Source organism: Bacillus sp. 2175, assembly GCF_057812155.1.
In genome coordinates this window covers 772776-798058 of record NZ_CM173819.1, presented here as the reverse complement: position 1 = coordinate 798058, position 25283 = coordinate 772776, and the positions used below count along the sequence as shown (strand labels likewise).

23 protein-coding genes and 2 pseudogenes are annotated in these 25283 nt (G+C 37.2%); 4 read left to right on the top strand and 21 right to left on the bottom strand.

Annotated features, from left to right (window positions below; all coding sequences use genetic code 11):
• Window positions 1–24: 24 nt before the first annotated feature.
• The 14 genes and pseudogenes from glpD to ACXKY9_RS04260 form a co-directional block, all read right to left on the bottom strand.
• Window positions 25–1707: an aerobic glycerol-3-phosphate dehydrogenase gene (gene glpD, locus ACXKY9_RS04325; protein ID WP_000672799.1), complete on the bottom strand. Its 1683-nt coding sequence runs from the start codon at window positions 1705–1707 to the stop codon at window positions 25–27.
• A gap of 133 nt (window positions 1708–1840) precedes the next feature.
• Window positions 1841–3331, bottom strand: coding sequence for a glycerol kinase GlpK (gene glpK / locus ACXKY9_RS04320; protein ID WP_000760011.1), 1491 nt, complete (start codon window positions 3329–3331; stop codon window positions 1841–1843).
• A 13-nt stretch (window positions 3332–3344) separates the two neighbouring features.
• The gene (gene glpF / locus ACXKY9_RS04315; RefSeq protein WP_001272195.1) at window positions 3345–4166 is read right to left on the bottom strand and encodes a glycerol uptake facilitator protein GlpF; all 822 of its coding nucleotides are present in this window, start codon (window positions 4164–4166) and stop codon (window positions 3345–3347) included.
• A 226-nt stretch (window positions 4167–4392) separates the two neighbouring features.
• Window positions 4393–4953, bottom strand: a complete 561-nt coding sequence (gene glpP / locus ACXKY9_RS04310) for a glycerol uptake operon antiterminator GlpP (protein WP_000394285.1) — start codon at window positions 4951–4953, stop codon at window positions 4393–4395.
• A gap of 97 nt (window positions 4954–5050) precedes the next feature.
• A complete protein-coding gene (locus tag ACXKY9_RS04305) occupies window positions 5051–5500 on the bottom strand; it encodes a helix-turn-helix domain-containing protein (RefSeq protein ID WP_000577638.1) in 450 nt (149 codons plus the stop codon).
• A gap of 385 nt (window positions 5501–5885) precedes the next feature.
• The gene (locus ACXKY9_RS04300; RefSeq protein ID WP_000747522.1) at window positions 5886–7082 is read right to left on the bottom strand and encodes an oxalate decarboxylase family bicupin; all 1197 of its coding nucleotides are present in this window, start codon (window positions 7080–7082) and stop codon (window positions 5886–5888) included.
• A 229-nt stretch (window positions 7083–7311) separates the two neighbouring features.
• Window positions 7312–7482, bottom strand: a complete 171-nt coding sequence (locus ACXKY9_RS04295; RefSeq protein WP_002100810.1) for a hypothetical protein — start codon at window positions 7480–7482, stop codon at window positions 7312–7314.
• Window positions 7442–8107 carry a DUF7018 domain-containing (lipo)protein gene (locus tag ACXKY9_RS04290; protein WP_000644831.1) on the bottom strand — a complete coding sequence of 222 codons (666 nt, stop codon included), beginning with the start codon at window positions 8105–8107 and terminating at the stop codon, window positions 7442–7444. The genes ACXKY9_RS04295 and ACXKY9_RS04290 overlap by 41 nt, the downstream gene beginning before the upstream one ends.
• Before the next feature lie 397 nt (window positions 8108–8504).
• Entirely contained in the window at window positions 8505–8705 is a 201-nt protein-coding gene (locus tag ACXKY9_RS04285; RefSeq protein ID WP_000449223.1) for a sporulation YhaL family protein, read from the bottom strand.
• A gap of 78 nt (window positions 8706–8783) precedes the next feature.
• Window positions 8784–9654: pseudogene (locus ACXKY9_RS04280) on the bottom strand (alpha/beta fold hydrolase).
• A gap of 240 nt (window positions 9655–9894) precedes the next feature.
• Entirely contained in the window at window positions 9895–10086 is a 192-nt protein-coding gene (locus tag ACXKY9_RS04275) for a hypothetical protein (protein ID WP_001227132.1), read from the bottom strand.
• Complete coding sequence (locus ACXKY9_RS04270) at window positions 10086–11174, bottom strand: response regulator aspartate phosphatase (RefSeq protein ID WP_000500592.1); 1089 nt, start codon at window positions 11172–11174, stop codon at window positions 10086–10088. Before ACXKY9_RS04270 ends, ACXKY9_RS04275 begins: the two co-directional genes overlap by 1 nt.
• A 256-nt stretch (window positions 11175–11430) precedes the next feature.
• Complete coding sequence (locus ACXKY9_RS04265) at window positions 11431–12408, bottom strand: ring-cleaving dioxygenase (protein WP_001072572.1); 978 nt, start codon at window positions 12406–12408, stop codon at window positions 11431–11433.
• A 43-nt stretch (window positions 12409–12451) separates the two neighbouring features.
• Window positions 12452–13396, bottom strand: a complete 945-nt coding sequence (locus tag ACXKY9_RS04260; protein WP_000276675.1) for a ring-cleaving dioxygenase — start codon at window positions 13394–13396, stop codon at window positions 12452–12454.
• Between the two features lie 621 nt (window positions 13397–14017).
• Here ACXKY9_RS04260 and ACXKY9_RS04255 point away from each other — a divergent pair.
• Window positions 14018–14206: a hypothetical protein gene (locus tag ACXKY9_RS04255; protein ID WP_000712159.1), complete on the top strand. Its 189-nt coding sequence runs from the start codon at window positions 14018–14020 to the stop codon at window positions 14204–14206.
• A 22-nt stretch (window positions 14207–14228) separates the two neighbouring features.
• Here the strand turns inward: ACXKY9_RS04255 and ACXKY9_RS04250 are convergent, their stop codons facing one another.
• From ACXKY9_RS04250 to ACXKY9_RS04230, 5 genes and pseudogenes are all read right to left on the bottom strand, one after another.
• A complete protein-coding gene (locus ACXKY9_RS04250) occupies window positions 14229–14429 on the bottom strand; it encodes a hypothetical protein (protein WP_000858032.1) in 201 nt (66 codons plus the stop codon).
• Window positions 14430–15077: 648 nt separating this feature from the next.
• Window positions 15078–16504: pseudogene (locus ACXKY9_RS04245) on the bottom strand (serine hydrolase domain-containing protein).
• A gap of 294 nt (window positions 16505–16798) precedes the next feature.
• Complete coding sequence (gene yhaM, locus ACXKY9_RS04240) at window positions 16799–17743, bottom strand: 3'-5' exoribonuclease YhaM (RefSeq protein WP_000726639.1); 945 nt, start codon at window positions 17741–17743, stop codon at window positions 16799–16801.
• 41 nt (window positions 17744–17784) lie between these two features.
• The gene (locus ACXKY9_RS04235; RefSeq protein ID WP_001217601.1) at window positions 17785–20709 is read right to left on the bottom strand and encodes an ATP-binding protein; all 2925 of its coding nucleotides are present in this window, start codon (window positions 20707–20709) and stop codon (window positions 17785–17787) included.
• Entirely contained in the window at window positions 20706–21947 is a 1242-nt protein-coding gene (locus ACXKY9_RS04230) for a metallophosphoesterase family protein (protein WP_000815698.1), read from the bottom strand. The genes ACXKY9_RS04235 and ACXKY9_RS04230 overlap by 4 nt, the downstream gene beginning before the upstream one ends.
• Window positions 21948–22155: 208 nt before the next feature.
• Here ACXKY9_RS04230 and ACXKY9_RS04225 point away from each other — a divergent pair, with 208 nt between their 5' ends.
• On the top strand, window positions 22156–22341 hold the full coding sequence (locus ACXKY9_RS04225) for a YhzD family protein (RefSeq protein ID WP_000539552.1): 186 nt from the start codon (window positions 22156–22158) through the stop codon (window positions 22339–22341).
• A gap of 26 nt (window positions 22342–22367) precedes the next feature.
• Here ACXKY9_RS04225 and ACXKY9_RS04220 read toward each other — a convergent pair whose 3' ends face one another.
• Window positions 22368–22730, bottom strand: a complete 363-nt coding sequence (locus tag ACXKY9_RS04220; protein ID WP_000582775.1) for a hypothetical protein — start codon at window positions 22728–22730, stop codon at window positions 22368–22370.
• A gap of 154 nt (window positions 22731–22884) precedes the next feature.
• On the opposite strand from ACXKY9_RS04220, the gene ACXKY9_RS04215 reads away from it, so the two are divergent.
• A complete protein-coding gene (locus ACXKY9_RS04215; RefSeq protein ID WP_000273536.1) occupies window positions 22885–23025 on the top strand; it encodes a YflJ family protein in 141 nt (46 codons plus the stop codon).
• A gap of 121 nt (window positions 23026–23146) precedes the next feature.
• On the opposite strand, the gene bsh is transcribed toward ACXKY9_RS04215, so the two are convergent.
• Window positions 23147–24133 carry a choloylglycine hydrolase gene (gene bsh, locus ACXKY9_RS04210; RefSeq protein ID WP_000337594.1) on the bottom strand — a complete coding sequence of 329 codons (987 nt, stop codon included), beginning with the start codon at window positions 24131–24133 and terminating at the stop codon, window positions 23147–23149.
• A gap of 149 nt (window positions 24134–24282) precedes the next feature.
• On the opposite strand from bsh, the gene ACXKY9_RS04205 reads away from it, so the two are divergent.
• On the top strand, window positions 24283–25275 hold the full coding sequence (locus tag ACXKY9_RS04205) for a zinc-dependent alcohol dehydrogenase family protein (RefSeq protein WP_000901744.1): 993 nt from the start codon (window positions 24283–24285) through the stop codon (window positions 25273–25275).
• Window positions 25276–25283 lie beyond the last annotated feature (8 nt).

The following is a 25283-nucleotide window of genomic DNA, read 5'->3' as shown; positions in this document are numbered from 1 at the left end:
CTCCCCTTCAGGTAGTTCTCTATTTTACGCTAACGCAGCTGCTTGCTCTTGTTGATCTACAGGAATTACAGCATCTGTTAATGCTTTTTCTAATTCTGCTGTGTATTTCATTTGCTCTTCTTTGCTCCAGCCTAGTTTCGCAGCCATGTAGTTGATTACTGCTTCTTTCCACTCGTATACCCAGTGGATATTGAAGAATACAGTGCCTCTGCGGCGTACGAAGAAGTCAACTGGTTTTGCTGTCATTTCGTAATCCATTGCGTATACAAGAGGGATTAGAACGTCAAGCGGCATGTTGTATTCTTTCGCTTCGTCTTTATGTTTTTTCGCTAAGTCAAATAGTACGTCAACGTTAGAGCCGTAGAATTTCGCGAATTCTTCTGCTTGTGCTGTTGTTAAACCATATTTCGTACCTTCGCCAGCTTTTTTCGCAACAAATGCTGGGAATCCGTGTGAACCATCTACATGTCCACCAGAGATTGGCATATGTTTCGTGTCGCTCTTCGGATATGCGCTATGACCTTCTTTTTGTAGTAAGTTCGTTACGTAGTCTACTACCATTTCAGCCATTTTGCGGTATCCTGTTAATTTACCACCTGCGATTGTAATTAAACCAGATTCAGAAGTCCAAATTTCGTCTTTACGAGAAATTTCAGATGCACTCTTACCTTCTTCGTAAATTAACGGACGTACACCAGCCCAGCTTGACTCGATGTCTTTTTCCGTAATTTTTACGCTTGGGAACATGTAGTTAATCGCATTAATGATGTATGTGCGATCTTCTGTTGTCATTTGTGGTACAGCTGCGTCTTTATCGTAGAACGTATCTGTTGTACCTACATAAGTTTTTCCGCCGCGAGGAATCGCGAATACCATACGTTTATCTGGTGTATCGAAGTAAATCGCTTGGCCTAATGGGAAACGTTTTTGATCAATTACTAAGTGAACACCTTTTGATAACTGAAGTACTTTTCCTTTTTTCGAGTTATCTTTTTCACGAAGTGTATCTACCCAAGGACCTGCTGCGTTTACAATTTTCTTACCGTAAACTTCATATACTTCACCGTCTAGTAAATCGATTACACGTACACCACATACTTTTCCATCTTTATATAAGAAACCATCTACTTTTGCGTAGTTAACAGCTTTTGCACCGCGTTCAATTGCTTCTTTCATTACTTCAATTGTAAGACGCGCATCGTCTGTACGATATTCTACGTAGTAACCGCCGCCTTTTAATCCTTCTTTTTTTACAAGAGGCTCTTTCTTCAGCGTTTCTTCACGGTTAAACATTTTTCTGCGCTCGCTTCGTTTTACACCTGCTAAGAAGTCGTATACACGAAGACCAATTGATGTACTAAATGATCCAAACGTACCGCCTGTATGGAATGGAAGTAACATCCACTCTGGTGTTGTTACATGGGGACCGTTCTCATATACGATCGCACGCTCTTTACCTACTTCTGCTACCATTTTCACTTCAAGTTGTTTTAAATAACGTAGACCACCGTGTACAAGTTTCGTTGAACGACTTGATGTACCTGCTGCAAAGTCCTGCATTTCAAACACAATTGTTGATAACCCGCGTGTTGCTCCATCTAATGCAATACCAGAACCAGTAATACCTCCACCAATTACGATCACATCTAACTCTTGTTTATTTACTCCGTTTAATACGTCTTTACGTTGTTTACTTGAAAATTTCATGGTAATTCCTCCCTTTGATAACGAAAAAAGAGACCACAAACTCCGCTATAGATTTCGCCTCTATAGCGCGTTGTGGTCTCTCCAAATCTCCTACCGAATTATTAACTTGTCACCATTATAACACTGTTTATGATTATTTGAAAGCTTTTGTTGCTTCAATTGCTTTTTTCCATCCAGCATATAGCTCTTCGCTTGTTTTCGCTTCCATCGTTGGTTCAAAGCGTTTGTCCATATGCCACTGTTCTTTAATTTCATCTTGGTTTTTCCAATATCCAACCGCAAGACCAGCTAAGTATGCTGCACCTAGAGCCGTTGTTTCGTTGATCACTGGACGCTCTACAGGAACATCTAAAATATCACTTTGGAACTTCATTAAGAAGTTATTTTTAACTGCTCCGCCATCAACGCGTAATGTTTTCAGTTCAATACCTGAATCTGCTTCCATTGCGCATAATACATCTTTCGTTTGGTAAGCTAAAGATTCTAGCGTTGCGCGAATGAAGTGCTCTTTCGTCGTACCGCGTGTTACACCAAACATAGCGCCGCGTACTTCACTATCCCAATAAGGTGTTCCTAGTCCAACGAATGCTGGTACAACGTATACACCATCAGTTGATTCAACGCGACTCGCATACACTTCACTCTCACTTGCATCTTTAAACATGCGCATTCCGTCACGTAACCACTGAATTGCAGAACCCGCTACGAAAATACTTCCTTCTAATGCGTAGTTTACTTTACCATCTATTCCCCATGCAATTGTTGTTAATAGACCGTGCTCAGAAGCTACTGCTTTTTCACCTGTGTTCATTAACATGAAGCAACCAGTTCCGTAAGTATTTTTCGCCATACCTTCACCGAAACAAGCTTGTCCAAATAATGCTGCTTGTTGGTCACCAGCTACACCTGCAATCGGTACATTTTGACCGAAGAAGTGGTAATCAATTGTTTCTCCGTAAATTTCAGATGATGGACGTACTTCTGGAAGCATGCTCTTTGGTACTGTTAACATTTCTAGAAGCTCATCATCCCACTGTAAGTCGTGAATATTAAACATTAACGTACGTGATGCGTTTGAATAATCTGTTACGTGTGCTTTACCACCAGATAGTTTCCATACAAGCCACGAATCAATTGTTCCGAATAATAGATCGCCGTTTTCTGCTTTCTCTCTTGCACCTTCAACGTTATCTAAAATCCATTTTACTTTCGTACCAGAGAAGTATGCATCAATTAAAAGACCTGTTTTTTCGCGAACCATTTCGCTATAACCTTTTTCTTTTAACTCATCACAAATTTCAGCTGTTTGGCGAGATTGCCATACAATTGCGTTGTAAATTGGTTTACTAGTTGTTTTATCCCAGACAACCGTTGTTTCACGTTGGTTCGTAATACCGATACCAGCGATTTGTTCTGGTTTTACATCTGCTTCGCTTAAGCAAGTTGCGATAACTGCTAAAATAGATCCCCAAATTTCTTGCGCATTATGCTCTACCCAGCCCGGCTTTGGAAAATGTTGTGTAAACTCTTTTTGAGCTGAATGAACAATTTCACCTTTTTTATTGAATAAAATTGCGCGTGAGCTTGTTGTTCCTTGGTCTAATGAAAGAATATATTTTTTCATATCGGTTTCCCCCTTATGCTACTTTTCTACTATTTGTATTGCTTCCGCTTTTTTTACTTGTCATATAAGAGATTGCTAGTACAATCACAGTTGCGATAATCACATAAATAAGTGCTGAATTTTGTTTTCCTTCAAATACAACTTGATGGAATAAACCTGCAAGTGATCCACCTAAAATTGGACCAACTACTGGAATCCATGCATACTTCCAGTTTGAACCGCCTTTTCCTGCAATCGGAAGGAAGAAGTGTGCGATACGCGGACCCAAATCACGCGCTGGGTTAATTGCGTATCCTGTTGTCCCGCCTAATGATAAACCAATACTTACAATTAAGAAACCTACGATAAATGGATTTAATCCATCTGCAAATTTATTTGCACCAATTGCTAATATACCAAATACTAAAACGAATGTTCCAATCATTTCACTTAAAAGGTTTGCAAATGTGTTCGGAATTGCTGGACCTGTTGCAAATACACCTAACTTTGTTCCTGGATCTTCTGTTTCTTTCCAGTGTGGTAAGTAATGTAAATATACGATAACTGCCCCGATAATTGCCCCAATCATTTGTGCTGCGATATAACCAGGTACGTCACTCCATGGGAACGCTCCCTTAAATGCTAATCCTATTGTTAAAGCTGGATTCAAATGTGCCCCACTAATTGATCCAACCGCATATGCTGCAACCGCTACCGCTAAGCCCCAGCCCATTGTAATTACAATCCAACCAGAATCTTTCGCAAACGACTTCTTTAAACTTACACCAGCACAAACGCCGCCACCAAGTACGATTAACAACGCAGTCCCTATTAACTCTCCTAAAAATGCTGACATAGTATCCCTCCACAATCAATTTAAACGCTTCCAAATGTGATAGAGGTAAAATGAATGGCCATTCGTTTTTGTCAAAAGAAAAAGACCCACAGCTTGCACGCTTCTATATAAATTTATATAGAAACAATGAAATGTGGATCTCTACTTTTCTCCGTCACGTTTATTAACTTGTCTATAATGTTAACCGTAAATGAAAGCGGTGTCAACGAAAAAATTCACATTTTCGTCACTTTTTTTGGTAATGTTTCCATAGTTCGCGTTTTGATGTCGTAATTGCTGTCGCACCAGCGTTTAAAGCTCTTTCCACATCTTCTACAGTACGAATAAAACCACCTGCTAAAATCGGTACACCAGTACGCTCTTTCACTTCAGCGATAACGTCCGTTAATGCTCCAGGAAGTACCTCAATATAATCCGGTTTCGTCTTATCTAAAAGATTGCAGCTCTTCTCCATCGCACTCGAATCGATTAAAAAGATGCGTTGTATTGCCACAACACCTTTTTGCTTCGCCTTCATAATAACGCTCGCCTTTGTTGAAAGTAACCCGTACGGTCTAAACTCCTGACATAAATATTCCGTCGCATGCCCATCACTCTGCAAACCATGAATTAAATCCACATGTAAAAACACCTTTTTACAATATTGCTTCGCAAGCGATATAACACTCTTCAATTGGCCGACATGAATATCTAAAATAACAATATATTCATACGAACTATGTAATAGCTTTTCCAAATCTTTAATTTGCCTCACTGCCGGCAAAATCTTCTGTTCATGAAATTCCATTCTCTATATCCCCTTCTTTATGTCATCCTATCCTTTATAGTACACAATTTAAGTGAAAAGAACAGCCAGTGTAGGGGATTTCTTTCAAATCTTTCCTCTATCTATATATTTTCTTCAACTTATCCGATCCCATACCACCTATAATCATGAATGCAAGGGGTAAAAGATTCATTACATATGGTGCATCTGCTACAATTGTAATACTTGCTCCAGCAAACTTATTTAGCATCCATACAACGATTTTTGCAATAAACAAAAATACTCCTATCATAAATAGACTATCAAAAAACACCTTCCATTTTGGATACGCCAATTGCTTACTATCTTCAATTACTTTCTGCGTCAATTCTTCATCACCCCTTAGCAGTTCATCAATTGTAATACCGAACAGATCACTTAAATGAATAATAATTTCAATGCTCAGATAGTTCTTTCCCGTCTCCCATTTCGAAACAGATTGCCTGCTCACATGAATTTTTTCAGCCAAATCATTTTGCGACCAATTTCTTTTTTCCCTTTCTTCTTTTAAACGCTCACTAAAAATCATACTGTGTTTATCACCTCTCTATGCCCATTATGTTCAAATAAATGATGAAGAGTAAAGCTAGTTATCGTTGCATTTCCTGCGCAACTTATGCGTTACAGCTTATAATGGCGCTCTTTTATATGTATCTTCCCTATACTATGCTCCAATAATAATTTCCCGAACAATAATACAAGGAACGGATACTAATAAAGTGAAACTTTAATCAACCCTCACCAATCGGGCTTTTACGGACAGCCCGCCCCCCCACCTAACTTCTTTGCTTCCGCTGAATTTTGAGGTGGGGTCTTACTGCCCGGCAAATAGCGGGATAAAGACTAGATTAGGCATAAAAAATACGCCATCCCTTCTTATCAGTCTCCAGAAAGAATAACGCAAATTTTCATTTTTACTCATCATTTTTCGGACTATATGAAAACCCCGGATATTTCACAACAGGCCTCTTCTCCTTACGCAGGGAATCCATTACTTGCGGGCCAACATGTATATTACTCTCCACTATTTCTTTAGGAGTCAGTGCCATCCATTGATTTAACGATACATCTTCAAAACGATTACTTCTGAACATCTCTAAAAACCATAATGTTTCGGTACCTGTATTTTGAATATAATGCCCCGTCGCAAACGGTACATATCCGACATCGCCAGCTCTATAATCAAATGTACGAGCGGTACCATTTCCAAGAAACACAGTCATTCTCGCTTCCCCTGTCAAATAATATTGCCATTCATCATTATTCGGGTGCCAATGAAGTTCTCTCATTCCGCCAGGCTCAACCTCAACGAGCGCTGCTGCGATTGTTTTGGAAATAGGGAAATTTGTAGAATCTACAATTCGAACGCTACCACCAGGCGTCTTAATCGGATTTTGTTTTAACAATTCATGTTTAAATGTTAAAGGAACTTCTCCTTTCGGTGATTGAATTTCCTGACTTTCAAGCGAACCTGGCACCTCTCCTTGATAAATATAAACTTGATCTGAAGGGATAGAACGAAAAGCACTCTCAGGTACTCCGAAATTAGCCGACAACACTTCTTTTGGCGTATGCGCAAACCAATCAGAAATAGCTAAAGTAGATAAATCAGAAAAATGCCCATCATCGAAAACGAGTAGAAATTCACAATGTTCCAATCCTTGAATGGAATGTGGAATACCAGGCGGAAAATACCAAAGATCACCTGGTCCAACATCAGCAATAAAATTCCGTCCATTTTGATCAACAGCCGTTATGCGTGCCCGTCCTAAAAGCATATACGCCCATTCCGCTTCTTTATGCCAATGTAGTTCTCGTACTCCACCGGCCGTTAAACTCATATTTACTCCCGCAATCGTCGTCGAAACCGGTAGTTCTCGAACAGTAATCTCCCGAGACCACCCGCCTTGTTTCAAAATCATAGAAGTGTCCGAGAATGAAAACTTCAAGTTAGGAACTAATCCTGCATCCGTTATAGGCGGAACAAGCATATTCGGATTTTGAATATCCCGCATAACATTACGAGGTCCAGAATCAATCGTACCTGCTCCGTCGCTGCGGATTGGTTGTGGCACATTCCCTCCCGCTTCATTAACAGTACGTTTCTTCATGATTACACTCCTTTTTCATCCAATTAGTAAGTAAAAAGCCTCCATCATAGTGTATGAATTGGGCTTTGGATGGTTACAGTTACTATGGAGTTACATCATCTGCCTATCATTATCGTTTTGTTCATTTCTCAACTTATACTAGTATGCTTAGCGCTTAGGAAGACAAAAAAATAAACTAGAACTAACAAAAAACCCTGTAAAATTTATTACAGAGTTTTTCACCAATTATTTATTGTTTTACATATCGAATACGAACATTATCGTCCATTTGATAAATTTGTAATGTGTTTCCATAACTAATTCCTAACTCTTCACTTACACCAACTGCACTTACAAATACCCCTTTAAATACTTTATTTTTAGTTGGTTTTACTACCGATACTCTTCGCTGCCTCTTCAAACAGTTTCGAACCTTCTTGTGCTTTACTTACTGATTGATGCATTTTACTTTCGTCTTCCTGATCTAATGCATCAAAGAGAAGTTGAAAACAATCCGCATATAGTTCCATCGACTGCTTTATCTTCGCCTGTTCTCCCTGTAACTCTGGAGGCGCTTGTAGATTCTTCAGCTTTGTAGCAGTTGCCTTTGCTCCACCTAAACTCAGTTGTACTTCACTTTTCTTTTGTTTGTATGATTTTACGTCTGAATCTGCTATTCCTTCAATTAATTTCATTGTATTTTCAATTTGAGTAGCACTATTTATGATATCTGCCTTGTACCTTTCAACATCTGAACCAGTTACCTTACCAGTTGAAGAACTAGAAGAAGTTGAATTATTTGAAGAAGAACTTGGTTGACTACTTGATGAACTACTGTTTGTACCTTCACCTTTCGCTACAGATAAGCTATCCTCTTTCTTGCCATCAGTTGACTTACTCTCTTTTTCAGAAGTCTTATTCTCTTTCTCTACCTTTTGCGTTTCTTCTTTCTTTGGTTCAGCTTTCTTACCATCAGTTTCAATTGTAATACAACCACTCAATAACATAACTGGTAACGCTAAACTTACTAATTTCTTTGCTTTCATGATTACTAATACCCCTTTATTTGTAAAATGTAGTGCAAACAAGTTAATATACTTAACTAATAAATTCCCCCCGAATAATTTATTAAAATCTACTATCCATAGATTTCCTGTATATTCATAATCTTTCCATATATAAGATTTTACAAAGAATTACATATTTGGTCAAAGGGATTTATGTAGTTTTTAAAAGGAAATTTACTAAACGAAAAGAAAATTTTAATCACAAAGAAAAGAAGCTAACAATAAATTGTTAACTTCTCAGCTTAAGGAAAAAATAGTATCTTTCCTTATCTTCTACTATCTAGATTGTGGATGAACCATATACCGCTCCCTCAAAAGAAAAAAGCTACCACCTAGGCAATAATTTCTACTAAGTGGTAACCTTTCAAAATTTCTATTAAAGCAATACCGAATCTTTATCACTATCCTGATTACGTTTCTCACGCTCTTCTTCTAAACGCTTCATATATACTTCGCCTTCTTTTTCGATAAACTCATTATCCATATCTTGCTCTTTTTTCGAAGTATATAAAACCATGTAGCCACTTAATACAATCCCAACAATTACAAGATAAACCCACCATGGTAAAGTTTCCACTCTACTTCATTCCTTTCCTTAGACAAGCCTTATTAGTTTCACTCTATGAGGAAAGAAGTGGATTTATGCTTAAAATTTTTATTGTGGATGCTTCGCGAAAAATGCTTGTACATATTCCATAAACTCAATTGGTTCCTGACGAAACGGTGCGTGGTATCCTTTTTCAATAATATGAAACGTACTATTTGCAAATAGCCCATGATACAGTTCACCATTTTTCCACGAAACACTCTTATCATGTCGTCCCCATATAATTAAAGTCGGTGCCTTAATTTTATCAGCTTACGAAAATGCGGCGCTCTCGCATTTTCGTAAGCTGATCATAATGCTCTTTATCATCACGACTATTTTTTACTTCATTTTTATTATACTTCGTAATCTCAGTTACAGTTTGTAAGTCCGTCGATAGCGGTGGTACTTCATAACTTTCTTTTTGCTGGAAAGACTCTATCCCTTTAGCATCCGCCAAGATGAGATGCGTCACTGCATCCGGATATAAATACGCTAAATTGAGAGACATCTCTCCGCCCATCGAATGACCAAGTACTGCGAATTGATCATACCCGAGCTTCTTCATTAACTTATAATATAAATTAACTTGCGCAGGAAACGAATACTGAAAATCAACTGGCTTAGAAGAACGTCCAAACCCTAAAATATCAACCGCTATAATCGTGTGATCTCGTACAAGTTCCGGATAAATATCACTAAACCCATCAGAAGAACCACCAAACCCATGCAACATGAGTAACGGAGGTTTCCCCTCACCAATTTGCTTAAAATAAATCGTCTGCCCATCAATTTGCGCCATACTCTCTTTCGTATTCAGCTTCATCATAACAGTATCTTTCACTTCTTCAACCTTCGCAATCGGCTTATCAACGAAGTTACATACGATAAGCAAAACAAGCACAATACCGCTAATCAAATAAAACTTAAACCGTTTCAAAGTTCCCGTCTCCTTTCTTGAGTTGCTATTTAAAGTTTTTACATTTTTTGGTTATTTTATGTTCTCTTTTTAATTGTAACTAAAACAGTTACAATTATACTAAAAAAATATAACTCACTTCTATTACTAATGGTTATTCTGTAACTATTATAGTTACATATTTAAAGTAAGTCAATTCTTTTCTCTACATGGCCTGAAAATAGAAAAAGGGACTTCATGTTGAAGTCCCTTTCTTTGTTATTATAGTTGGCTTACTCCGCCGTCGCCTTTATTATCTGCTGGTGCTCCGCCTGTGTCACCAATGTTAACGTAGTCTGGTCTTGCTGGTGCTCCGCCACCATCTCCTTTATTAAGTGCAACTGAATTAAAATCATGAAATCCTAGAGATAAAGTAAATGCGAACCCTATTACCGTTAATACAATTTTTCTCATTATTTTAACGCTCCTTTTATCATTTGTTTTTTTCTTGCTTCTTTACTCATATGATAATATTCGCTAGATTTTTCATGATTGTTTTCATAATAAAATTTATCTGCTAAGCGTTCCGTATACTCTTGAATACAATCAAATAATTCTTCTTTTTCAAAATAAGAAATCGCATCTAAAATAACATTTTCAAATTCACCAGTAGTCGCATTCATTTTATTTAAAATCATGAATCGGTATTGATACTCTTGATTTTTTAACTGATTACAAATACGTAACCCTTTATTTATTAACGACTCTGCTTTTTCTAATTCATTTAGTTTTAGGTATTCGTCTGATTCCAAGTATAGTGCTCGAAAATGATTAGGAGATTTCTTTGTTACTTCTGATAAGTGACGGATAGCTAACTCAGATAAATTTTGATTCGCGTACAATAAACCTAAATTATTTCTAACCATTAATATATATTTTTCATGATTAACTTGTTGGAAAACATTCAATGCTGTATTAAATGTTTCTTCAGCGAACTCGAATTGTTGTAAATCAATATAACACAACCCTAACATATTCTCGCACAACGCAAGATTAATCTCATAACCTGGTTGTTTTAAAAAAAACTCTTTTGCTGTTTTTATTTGATCAATCGCTAACATTTGTTGATATGATTGGTTATAAAGATATCCATAACGATAATGAAACTCCGCATGTTCTATCGGATCGGCAATATATTTCAATAACTTCTCAGCTTGCTCATACTGTTCTTTCGCTTCATTATAATTTGAAATTAATGTGCAATGAAACCCTTTAAAAAAGTGATAGTAATAAGCTAGAACACCTTCTGCCGGGATTTCAAAAGATTCTACTTTATCAAAACTATCTTCTCTAACCCCAATCCAATCAACTAATGCACCATATCTAAAATTCAACAACGCATGATAAAGCAATACATCCTGATCCACGTCCAACCCACTAATCTTACTTTCAATCTCCTCTTTCATTTCCGTGGCCTTCTCTATATTTTGCTGCAACATTACACGATACCAATCATCTAAAGAATGTTTCATTTGCTCCCGCGTTACTACATCTGCTCCCATACACTCGCATCCCCTTTTCTCCAAAATTACAAAATTAGGATTTTTATACAATTATTAAAATTGTATATTACCACTCCTTTTCTATGCATTGAAAAATAATTATCAGAAAATTTAATATTTTAATTAATTACACCAAAGTTTTCCTTTTTAATAACTTGAGAAATAATTGTCAGAAAACTTACTAGGATAAATAAAAAAGCAAGTAGTTCCAGCACTCCGCTAAAACTACTTGCTCTCCTACTTACTATCTCTATTTTTACTCTTTAATAAATTCCTTCGTACTTCTCACTGTATCAATTGGACGAACTAATTTTTCAATTTCTTCACGTTTTGGCTCTAGGAATGGAGGTAAAGATAATTTTTCGCCAAGTGTTTCGTATGGCTCATCTCCCATAAATCCTGGGCCGTCTGTTGCAAATTCAAATAAGATTTGTGGTGCAACTCTTGTGTATAATGATTCGAAGAAGTGACGGTTTACATAGCCAGATGAAGGAAGTCCAACGCTACTGATTCTCTCAATCCATTCTTCTAATACAGCGCGATCTTCTACGCGGAATGCCGCATGGTGCACTGTACCAAAACCTTGTTGTGCTTCAGGAAGAACTGTATTATGTTCTACAATGACAGAAGCACCGTTTCCACCTTTATTCACTTCAAATAAATAGAATTCTCCTTCTTGCGCAACCTCTTTAAATAATAAAACTTTTTCTAGCACTTCTTTGAAGAAACTAAAGTTTGCAATACGGATGAATACAGGGCCTAAACCAGTAATTGCATATTCTAATGGAACTGGTCCGTTTTGCCATGGTGTACCTGATTCTATACCGTTATCAAGCTCATCTGAAATTAATTGATATTGTTGGTCATCAAAGTCAACGAAAGAAAGAGTTTTCTTACCAAATTGCTCTTTAATTCCTGTATGTTCTACTTCCAAACGGTCAAAGCGTTTCACCCAATACGCTAGTGCTGCATCAGTCGGAACACGGAATGAAGTTTTTGAAATTTCATTCGTACCGTGTACACCTTTCGGAACACCTGGGAAATCAAAGAATGTCATATCTGTTCCTGCACTACCTTTATCATCTGCAAAGAATAAATGATACGTTTGAATATCATCTTGGTTTACTGTTTTCTTAACTAAACGCATTCCTAAAACGTGAGTGAAAAACTCATAGTTCTTTTCTGCACTACTTGTAATCGCTGTAACGTGGTGAATTCCTTTTAATTGGTTCATTTTATATTCCTCCAATGTTTTTTAATTTATATTTTCTCTCCTATTACTTCTCTTCAATAGGTGCTAAATTCGCTTCAATCTCTGCACGCTGATCTTCTAAGAACGGTGGTAAATCAAGTTTTTCTCCTAAATGTTCCACATCTCCATCAACTGTAAATCCTGGTCCATCTGTCGCAATTTCAAAAAGGATTCCGTTTGATTCACGGAAATATAAGCTTTTAAAGTAGAAACGGTCGATGATTCCTGAAGAATGGAAGCCTCTTTGTTTCACCTGTTCTTCCCAATAAGCAAGCTCTGCATCGTTTTTCACGCGAATTGCTAAATGGTGAATGCTACCGCGGCCCGGTTTTTCAGTAGGACCATCTAAATATTTCACAACGATTTCTCCAAAAGCCTCTCCTTTAATGGACTGGAAAATTGCTTCTTGATCATTTCGGCTAACCTCTGTATAACCGAACATCTCTGTAAGTGTACTCGCCATTTTATCAAGTCTACGAACTGTCATTTCTACAGAACCCATTCCTTGAATTTGATGCTTTGTAGGAACTTCTGATTTCTCCCAAGTTTCCCAGTGCTCTACTTTTTCTCCGTTTGAAACGAGTAATACTAAGCGAAGACCTTCAGCATCCTCAAATTGCAAAGCAGGACGATTTGCATATGTTGTTATTTCACTATGTTTCACATCAAATTTCTCAAATCGTTCTTTCCAGTAATGTAAGCTATCCTCTGAAGGAACGAGCAATCCAATTCGAGTAATTGCATTTGTACCGCGATATGTTCTTCCTACTAAAGGAATTTCAAAAAATGATAATTCCGTACCTGGACTTCCTGTTTTATCTCCATAAAATAAGTGGTACATTGACGGATCATCTTGATTTACTGTCATTTTCACACGACGTAAGCCAAGCACATTTTTATAAAAGTGATTATTTTCATTTGCATTTTTCGTAACCATTGAAATGTGATGATGCCCTTTAATTTTATACATTTGTAATTCCTCCACTTCGTTTTACTAGTCAAGTGATGATAAAAAAATAATATGTTTTTTAGCTGTTCAATTTATTCTCATTATGTTTTTGTAAATTCATCTTGGTTTTTACTGCATAAGTTACTTTCGTTTTTAACTCGAAAACAACTGAGTGTATGTTTTTCATATGACTCAATCGCTTTCGTTACTATCACTTTACAACTCAAGTGATTAAAAAGCAAGTAATTTATCTCAAATTCGAGATATTTTTTTATTAAATAACATTTTGGACTAAAAACACGAGAAATTCTTGGTTTGAGGACATTATAAAATTCATAAGTTGATGGATGTGAGATATCGCCAGCATTTTTGAAAAAAACACGCTAAGAGTATGCGAGATTTTATACAGTTTTTTCGTTAATCCAATAACAGACAAGAACCCTAAAACCGCACCAGAATAGGAATGTATAAAAAATTGCATAGATTGATAGAACAAAAAAAGGAGGTTCCCTTGTGAGAGTAGGGTTCCTCCTTTTTCCTTGCTACCGATAATAGGACGTTATGTTAACTGATCATGTATAGGATATTCATATAGGAATTGTTTCTATCAATGCTGAATTATACAAAGAAGGAGGCATGATAATGAAAAAAGAACAATTAATATTAATTGCTAGTCTTACTCTTTTATTTCCTGTCCTTGAATTTTTCTTCCAGAAATATGATTACTTCAATTTTTACGCACATATAGGTATTATAGCCATTGCTGTATCAACTGTCGTATTCACACTCCATTATATAAAACAAATTTATTGGAAATTATCGATCGTATGAGGAAATTATGAAAGAATAGAATTTAATTGAATATGTTTTCTATTACCCGTTTCAAGCTTTTCCCCATACCTTTTACTGCCCATACTAGTTTAAGGAACACTTTAAAGATAGCATCCCATACGTGTTCATTAATAAAAAATTCGTATACTTTCTTTAACCACTCTTTCGGGGATTTACTCTTACGTTTAAACCTTTGCCAATGCGTTTCTTCACTAGTTTTCATAACTACCCCTTCTTTCTTAATCGAATATGCTTTCTATTAGAAGTTTTAACACCTCGCTATAATGATGAAAAGAACGAGGTTTATCATATCTGGCAATTTAATCACTCCTAATTTTAAATTAAATTCATTATATAACGATTTCTAAATTTTTAGTTAATTACTAGTGAGAATTAAGCAAAATTTAAACAAAAACACCTATGTTAGGCTTTAGTTAGAGGTTTTCCCCCTATAAAATCAACTATTTGCGCCACCAACTATGGGGTACGCGAATTACTTTGATATTATCTTTGAACGAACAAAATAACTCCTTTCGAAAAACAAATGAACTGATATTAATCAACTTCCAATATCGAGAATTATGTAAATAAGCTGCCCATATGGACAGCTTATTGTATTTTTTGCTTAACATATTTTTTCTGAAATGCTGGCGGTACTCAATTTAAAAGTTGATATGCCCCCATTCTAGTGGCAAGATATGTTTTATTAGTTCTTCGTTACACCCATGCGTACTTCTTAACTATTTTATTTCATTTTTAATAAAGTGAAACTTTAATCAGTGGGGGTTTTCTTCACCCCCCACTGATTATCAGCCCTCACCAATCGGACTTTAATGACTTAACATTATGCTTATCTTAGGAGCAAGGTATTTTATCGGTGAGTGTATACAAACCATGTAATGCTTGCTGTTAATAATGCTGACGAAATCAAAGCTGTAAGAACACTATATGTTTGCCACATAAGTATTGTTGACCAATCGAAAGCGCAGCACAGTATACCCAGAGCAATCGTAGCGATCAGGAAAATAACTGTTACGGTTATTCTCTTTTTTGTCATTGGCTGTCGCTCATTCGTTCTCCTTCTGCGTAATCCTAAGAGAAATAGCAAAACGGCCAATAGGCAAAAAATAATTGTGATAGACGACAAAATGATATCCAAAAGCTGTGTGCCGCTTATTTCATATGACTGAGTTAGATTGCCTTCTAATATATCTTTAACTTTTAGTACCATGTTTGTATTGGTATTTGTGCCGTTGCTCAGCAAGGAGACGGCTGTTCGTTCATTTGGCAGTATGACTACTTCGGTTCTGAAATTTGGATTGCCCCCAGTGTGTTCTATAATCGTTTGTTCGGCATTTACGGACCAACCTGCCGCATAATACATACCGTTGACAGCCGAAACAGACATATCACCCTATGTGATTTTTCGATAACCGTGTGAAATATTTCGGGTATGTCCTGCACGATACCCATCTGTATGCCCATCCAACGAGCCATATCTTTTGTATTAGAAATGATGTAGCCTGCGGGTTTATTCCCAGCATAATCCGGAGCTTTAAATGGAGTTGTCATAAAAAAGGAAGAACGGTAGCCCTGTGCCAACTGTCCAGTAGCTTGAGCATCTTCTTTATAAACATACGTCTGGTGAAGACCTAGCGGCTGAAATACCTGTTCCTTCATAAAGTCTTCATAGCTTTGTCGCGACACAATCTCAATAACCAAACCCAATACGTCATAATTAACGGTTCCATAGTTATACTGTTCACCGGGAGGGAACGCCAATTCAGCATCAACGAGCATTTCCACAGTCTTTTGCAACATATCCGGTGTATTGCCTTGTGGAATATTTTGAAGATGCCTAATATTTGTTAGACCACTGGTATGGTGAAGAAAGTTATTTAGTGTAAGACTTTGCATATCAACAGGTTTCCCTTGATACTTTAATGTAAACCAAGGTAAATATTTTTGGACAGGGTCAGTCATTGAGAGCAGCCCTTGCTCTTCCAATAGCATAATACCCATACCGGTAAAAGCTTTACTGACCGAGGCTAACTCATAGAGTGTATTTTCACTTGCAGACACCCCCTTTTCACGGTCTGCATACCCTGAAGAAAAGTAGAACACTTCATCATCAGCAAGTATTGAGATTGACATTCCCGGCACACCTGATATACGACAGGCATCATCTAGCAACGCTTGTATTGCCGCAGATTGCGAATCTGACAACGCATAACTTTGTGTTGCGAATCCTGAGAATAATATAAATATCGTTAATACAAAAACAATAATCTTTTTCATAAACTCTCCCTTTTGGAAAATTATAAGAGAATAATATAAATAACCTCCTTTTACAACTACGAAACTAATTTTTAATGTATCTTTCTATTCACCTATATAATATCAAATAATTGCGAATAGTTACACTTGAACGAACAGATGGATGTAATTTGAAACAACTTTAAAGAGCCTTGCTACGTAGAATGTAGTAAGGCTCTTAGCTTTTTAATAATCAAAATTCAATAACTTTATTATCATTATACAACAGCCCCACTAAGCGTATTAACACTTAATGAGGCCACTTTATTCACACTATTAATTATGGAACGTCGGTTTATAGAACGAACGATTATCAAGTGCAAAGACACGCTCTGTGTATTCGCCTGGTTTTGTGCGTCCTAATGCGCGGTCCATCATGTTCATTTTTGCATCTAAGTTATCGATGTAATGCAGAATTTCTGCTTCTTTTACTAATGGTGGTTTTGGGCTACCCCATTCCGCTTTTCCGTGGTGAGAAAGGACGATGTGTTGAAGAATTAATACTTCTTCTGCATCGATTTGCAATTCGTCTGCTGCTTTACCAATTTCGTTCACCATAATAGAAATGTGGCCTAGTAAATTTCCTTCTAACGTATACGTTGTAGAAATTGGGCCAGATAGTTCGATTACTTTACCAAGGTCATGTAAAATAACGCCTGCATATAGTAAGTCTTTATCTAACGATGGGTATAGATTTGAGATAGCTTTCGCTAAATCAAGCATTGATACGACGTGATAAGCTAGTCCAGATACGAACTCGTGATGGTTCTTTGTCGCTGCTGGATAGTCTAAAAATTCGTTTTGATGCTTATTTAATAAATGTCTTGTTAGACGCTGAATGTTCGGGTTTCTCATTTCAAATATGTATTGCGTAATTTTCTCAACCATATCTTCTTTTTTCACTGGTGCTTTTTCTACGAAGTCTGAGATATCTGTTACTTCATTTTCATTCGCAACACGAATTTGTTTCACACGTAATTGAATACGTCCTTTGTAGTTTAAAATATCACCAGCTACTTTCACGATTGTTTCCGCTACATATTGTTTCTCAACTTCTGGTGATACGTCCCATAGCTTCGCTTCAATGTCTCCACTTGGATCTTGTAAGATTACTGTTAAAAATGGCTTTCCATTGCTTGCGATACCTTTTGTCGCTGTTTTAATTAACAAGAAAATATCGACTTGTTCACCAACTTCATACTCTGCAATTTTCTTTTTCATTCGAATTCCTCCACCAAATCAGTTACTTTTAGTATAGCACACTACAACTCATTTTCTTTACGCATATGTGTTAATTTTATAATCTGTTTTTCTGGAAAATACGCAAGTAAATGCGCATGACATGTAAAGAATATGACTTGTCTATCCTTTGCAATTTCCTTTATAAGTTCAATCGTTCGATTCGTCCTTACCGCATCAAAATGCACGAAACTATCATCAATAATAAATGGATAATCATGTTCGAATGTTTTCGCGAGCGCAAATCTCAGCGATAAATATAACTGCTCCGCTGTCGCTTGGCTTAGTTCATGACTGTAAAAACGCATACCATCGTTACGTTCAACGATAAACGGTTCTGCCTCTGACGGTGAAAAGATTTTACTATAGCGTCCGCCTGTTAAATAGACGAAATACTCTTCTGATTTTTGTAAAATACGAGGAAGATGAACTTCATGATAATAGTGCTTCGTTTTCGTTAACACTGTCTTTGCGGCCGCATAAGCAGCCCACTTCTTCACTTGTTCACGCACTTGCGCTTTTTTCATTTCCCATTCATGCATTAAATCGCCGTACGTACTACCTTCTTCTAAATTCGCAATTTCCATACGATGTTTCGCAATACGCTCTGTCAGTTCTTTCTCTTTCGTAAGACAGTTTTGGACAGTTGTAATTTCTTGCTTTAATTTTCCTTCATAACCGTCAGCTTCATAATGTTCAGCTAATGATAAACTCGTTAAACGTTGTTCTAACAGATCAATTTGCGGCAATAAACGCCCCACTTGCTTCTCTGCATCCTCACGTTTTTCCGCTAATTTACCTGCTTCTAAAAACACCTCTTCATCTATAGACTCTGCAATATGCCATAAACCATCTCGTTCTATTAGTAATTGCTTTAATTGTTCTTGCATAAACTCATATTCTTCTTGCCATTCCGCCAGTTTTTCTTTTAACTGCTTACAAGTTTGGCGCTTCTCTTTCTCATTTTGCATACGGCTTTGTGCCTCGTGTAGCTTACTATACTCCGCACTACCGATAACAGTTTCTAGTTTATGTTCAAATTGCGAAATCATTTCATATAATGAAGATTTTCGCGTACCTTGCTTCTCTAACTCCCGATATAATTGCTGCATTTTTTCAATACGCTCAAACGCCGGCAAGATGTGTGCATACGTATAAAATTCAGGAAACATATAGCGCGTTTTATATGCATCGACTTGTTCTCCCGCCTGGAACGTTTCTCTCTCCCATTCCTCATACGATGAAACGACTTTATCATACGCTCGTTCCAATTGCTGTAACTTATAAGACTCGCGCTCAAATAACTTCCGAATCTCTTCATCTTTTTCTAACTGATAGCGAACAGACATCGCTTCTTCACTTTGTCTCCCGCCAGCACTTTGCTGAAGTGTAAGGAGCTCTTCTTGTAATCCACTTGATGGATCTTTATATAAAACAAGGGCGAGAACAATCCCTACAAAAACAATGACACTAATAAATAAGAGCGCTCGGTTATCTATAAATAAGCTTGTGAATAAAACGCCTGTGTTAATAAGAAGTAAAAGAAGACAAACTCTTTGCCACTGCTTTTTCTTTTGCTTAGCTGCTCCTGCTTTCTCTTCATACTTGCGCTTCATTCTCTCTGCGCCCATACCGATAAACGCCGCATCTTGGAACGATTTCTCTTTCTCAACTAACACATTTCTCTCTTCATCCGCTAACATTTGTTTCTTAATCTGCCTTATATTTTCTTCTTGTTCTTCTAATTGCTCTTGCGCTACTTTAAAACGATCATCGAGCTGTGCTTTTTGCGTTTCTAATTCGCGCGCCTTTTGCACTGTTTGCGTAATTAACTCTTTCGTTGCCAAACTCATATCAAATGAAAGAACTGTTTCCTTTTCAAAAGTAGCACCAATTTGTTGTTCTAGTTCTGCGATTTCTTCTTTTATATTCGTAATACTTCCTGTCATATCACGCATTTCTTGGCGTGCATTTTCGTAAGACATATGCTGCATACGAAGTTCTTCTACATAACTTTCTTTTTGTAAAAACTCTTCATCTATTTGAATCGAGGCAATTTCCGATTGCACTGTCTCAATTTTCTTGTGGAGCGAATCAACTTGTAATTGAAGCGGCTCCATCTTCGCCTTAATTGCTTCATAACGCGCCATTCCGTTTACAGGAAACTGCCCGCTCTCGTTCTCTAACACTTTCTCGTGCGCACGCTTTTCAATAACGAGAGGCTCAAGCGCTGCTAATATTTCATAATCTTGCTTCCGCTTTTCTGCATTCTCTTTTTCCACGCGAACAGAAGCAAGTTTCTCTTCACTTTCTTTTAACTGCTCCACTTGCTTTTCATACGTGCCAATTTTCCCTTGCCACTCTTTCATCTTCTCTTCAAGTTTCTTCATCTCTTGCAATGACACGTTAATTTCTGGTTTACGACCACTCGGCTTGAAGCGCTGGTCCATTTCTTTTTCTAGCTTTTTATCTAACTGCAATAGCGCATCACTTCCGACTGCACTTGCCGAAAATAAATAATTGCCAATATCTGCTTCGCCAAGCTGATGAATGTTTTGAAGGCCATGCATATCAAATGAAAAGACAGATTCAAATAAATTTTCATTCATCCCGCTTAATATATCGTTTAAAATTTCTTCTCCGCCCGTTTTCCCGTCTTCAAAATAAACGGTCACCTCGCCAGCTGCCGTCTTTGGCAATCGCTCAATTTTCAAACGACCGTACTGCTCTGTTTGCACAGTGATCGCACCGCCATACTTCCCGCCTTCTTTCGGCTCATAACGGCGCTGTCCTCTCGTCGGAAAACCGAATAAAATACTTTTCATAAATGAGCGAATTGTCGATTTCCCCGCTTCATTTTCACCGTATAACACTGTCAGCAAGGAAAGATCCATTTCCACATTTTCTAATTTTCCGTACCCATAAATATGGAGTTTTTCAATTCTCATTTTTTATCCCTCTCTTGCTGGAATAATTGTTCTAAAATAATATTTTCTGCTTCCTTTTGAATCTCTTTCTTCTCTTCTTCTGTAAAAGATTCAATACTATTACGCGCTACAGGAGATGTCCAAATAGTGCGCAATACTCCGTCCATATTAGTGAAAGCTTCTAACTCCTTTAGCACACTACCGACGAAATGATTTTCCGCTTTCAAACGTTCGATTTCCGCAAAAGAAACCGTCTCATTTTTCCACTTCATTGCATATACGAAATCTTTTCGCTCTTCTCCAGATGCTAAAATGTGAAAAATCTCTTCCACACGCTTTTCGTCGCGCAAATAAGGTGAAAGTGGGCCTTGTCCTGTAAATACGACAGTTAATAGCGTACCTTCCTCTTCTCTTCGGCATTCATTCATCGCAGTAGATATGCTTGTCATAAGTTCATCAACAGTGTCAAGTCCATCAATACCAACCTCGATTTCGTCCCATACAACATCTGCCGTATGGAAAAATGAACACTGCGATCCTTTTTTCGTAAGTTCAATAAGGTATGCACCCTTCTCGCCTGTTTCCTTACGATGACGACCTTGTATGTTCCCTGGATAAATAATGTATGGTTCTTCTGATAAAATTTCACGTTTATGTATATGGCCAAGAGCCCAATAATCAAACTGTTTTTCTTTCAACTCACGAATTTGAAACGGTGCATAGCGATTATGCTCTGCATCTCCTTCCACACTACCGTGAAGCATACCAATATGAAAAGGCGCATCACTCATTTTCGTATACTGCGCTGTCATATTATCCGTTACCGCTTGCTGCAAATAACTAAACCCGTAAATAGAAGCTAACAATTCACCATTTTTATAAAATGATTTCTCTTCTACATAAGGCTCCGTAAATACATGAACATTTTCTGGAAACTCAATTGCTGCCCAGCTTCCCCCTAAATGATCATGGTTACCGTGAATAATAAAAACAGGGATATCGTATTGCGAAAGTCTCTTCATTTGCTCACGCACAAACACTTGCGCCCTCAAACTTCTCGTCTCCGCATCATACAAATCCCCAGCTAGTAATACGAAATCAACGCGCTCTTGAATCGCTTTATCAACAATACGCTCAAATGATTCAAACGTACTTTGCTTCATTCTCTCCCAAACAGACTGGGCAACATTCATCTCCATCCCTTTAAACGGACTATCCAAATGCAAATCAGCCGCATGTATAAACTTTACTTGTTTCACAAATAACGATCCTTTCTATCTTTCAAAAGTTTCATCTTATCAAAATTAAAATCGCTGAAAACTAATAATCACCGAGAATAAAAATATTCTCGATGATTAAAGTTTCATTCTATTTTACCACGCAATGTCATATATTTCTTTGCATATTGTAGCGTTTTATGTCAAAATAATTATAAGATTCTGATTTTAAATATTGGAGGGAATTTTCATGGGAGTATACGTTCTAACAGTCTTTGAAAAAGATGGTTCAAAAGCATTAGACGAATCATTCGAGGCGGCAACTGAAAAAGAAGCGAAAGCAAAAGGTGAATCTATCTTACAAGAAAAAGGATTGTATGAAAAAACACATCGCTGTACATCTACTGCAGGTAAGCTCGTTTTATTCCAGCGCTAAAAAAAGAAGCGTCATCCGCTTCTTTTTCACTCTACTATATCTTCGTCACACCACGTAAACACCACATCTAGAATGCGATTACCGATACGTACGCGTTTATCCCATTTACCTGTTTGGATCTGATGTTGCAATTCTGCTTTCATCTTTTCCGTCCAGTCGTGAATCGTTTCACTACCGTCGTACGGATATACGCCTGGAAACTCTTCCTGCAGTAAATGCAAGCTCTCTGCATCAAAATGAAAATGGAAGAAGTAGTTTGCTGTAAGCGATGGTTCTTGCAATCGTAAAAAATGATCATCAATTTGCTTTCTATTTCGATAGAAAGTAAAGATATTCACTTTACCGCTCGTAATTTGGTCAATTTGAATTTCGTGCTTCTCTATAATCACGTCTTGTCCACCTCGTTGTATACTATCTTTAGTATATATGTCTTTTGCAACAAAGTTAACCATTTTCGCGCGAAATTCATTTCCTTCATTATAATTCCTGTACCTCCATATTCAATCAGGATAAATAAAAACAAAGTTGAAGGGGAGCGATCACATGTATTTCGGAAGCAAAGGTTGGTATGTAAAAGAACTTAAAAAATTAGGTATCCGTACTTATGAAGGTAAAAAACTAGAATCTTATCGTACGCATGTGTTGTCTAGTTTACTTGAGAGAATGAAGAAGGCTTCGGCTTAATAGAATAGCAAGAAGTAAACCTGAATATTGGTAAATGATAAAAAACACCTCCTAAATTCGCATACTAAGTATGCAAATTAAATGGAGGTGTTTTTATTAGTTTCACTTTTTCAGGGGCGCTTCAGTTTTCATAAAATATTTTTTGTTTCCGCTGAAACGGATAAGTTTTAATCTCAGCTGTATCTAAATTTTCATGGAATAAATGAATAGCTATAATTTGTCTACAATCGTAAGTATGGTAATAATATGTTCCAGATTCCATACACATTGCACTCGTATAGATGGTATTATCTAATGTTCCGTCTTCTGTTATTACTGACCCTTTAGGAACCTCACAATTTGATAAGATATGAAAAATAGCAGATATCCCCTCTTCTTCGTTCTCTATACCTTGAATGTTTTGTTTTCCATATGCTGCCCGCACAAATCTTGATGGCGGGGTAAAATCTCCAGGAAGTCCCATCGTTCCTGAACCTTGGCCAAAAGCACTTAATGGTACATCTCCCCACTCCGTTGGCGCAAATGGCTGCGATTTAAGTCCAATATATTGTCTTAAATTTTGTAAATGCCAATTAAACTCCGGACTATTAGTCATCACTCCTAATGGATTGTCATACATTTTTAGTCCATCAGTTGTCGGCTCAAGTACAATACACTCTCCCCATTTATCTGCTAAAATCCAATGTAGCGGCGGAGTAATTCCTAAAACTGGTAATGGTATATCTATAAGGGAAATGTTATCAACAGATTTTTTTAACTCTTCAACAGAATTAAATTGCGTGAGGCTCCAAGCTACAAAATCAAATGGCGCTAAATTCGTTTTATGGTTATCTATACTGTTACTATAAGTAGCGAATCCCGGGAAATAGAGAGTGGCACACGTCATACCAGCTTCATTTACTCCGTCCGCCATAATGACCCTTCCTTCATGATTAATTCCCATTCCGACAACAGCCTTTTTCGCTCGGATAGTTTCACCAGTTATATTGTTCCACTGATAACGCCGAGGAATGATTATTACTTCCTGATTCATATCTAATGTGAAATCCATTGTTCTCGCAAAAAGATGTTGGAAATTTTTAGTTTGTAACGTCAAACTAGTACACATGAAGAAATCCCCCCATTTTATAGTTATATACACATTTTATAAAATTCTGATAAATACGTAAATTAAAAACCCTATTTATCACTAACAAAGTAACCATCCAAACTAAAAATGCTATAATAAACCCAATCAAACTAAGGGGGCAAATTACTTTGCTTGGAACATGCATTCAATTTCATAAGTTTGGCAATCCAAAAGACGTATTACAAGTTGAATATAAAAATATAGAACCACTGAAAGATAATGAAGTTTTCGTCCGTATGCTAGTTAGACCGATTAATCCATCTGACTTAATTCCCATCACAGGAGCGTACGCTCATAGAATTCCTTTACCTAACATACCTGGCTATGAAGGTGTTGGTATTGTAGAAAATGTTGGCGCTTTTGTTTCTCGAGAGCTTATCGGTAAACGAGTGTTACCTTTACGCGGGGAAGGTACTTGGCAAGAATATGTGAAGACATCAGCTGATTTTGTAGTCCCTATTCCTGATTCCATTGATGATTTCACAGCGGCACAAATGTATATTAATCCCCTTACGGCGTGGGTTACTTGTACAGAAACGTTAAACTTACAGCGTAATGACGTTTTATTAGTGAATGCTTGTGGGTCCGCTATTGGACATCTATTTGCGCAGTTATCCCAAATTTTAAATTTCCGATTAATTGCCGTTACAAGAAATAATAAGCATACAGAAGAATTACTGCGCCTTGGTGCTGCATATGTAATTGATACTTCCACTGCCCCGCTTTATGAAACTGTTATGGAATTAACAAACGGGATTGGTGCGGATGCTGCGATTGATTCTATCGGAGGACCGGATGGAAATGAATTAGCTTTTTCCTTACGTCCAAACGGGCATTTTTTAACGATCGGTCTTCTATCAGGAATACAAGTGAACTGGGCCGAGATTGTCACAAAAGCAAAAGTGCACGCAAACATATTTCATTTACGACATTGGAATGATGAAGTGTCACCATATAAATGGCAAGAAACGTTTCGTCACTTAATTCGTTTAGTAGAAAATGAGCAATTACGTTTTATGAAAGTCCATTCTACGTATGAATTAGCGGATGTGAAAGCGGCAGTTGATGTTGTACAGTCTGCTGAGAAAACGAAAGGGAAAGTGTTTTTGACGAGTTATTGAATGCCATA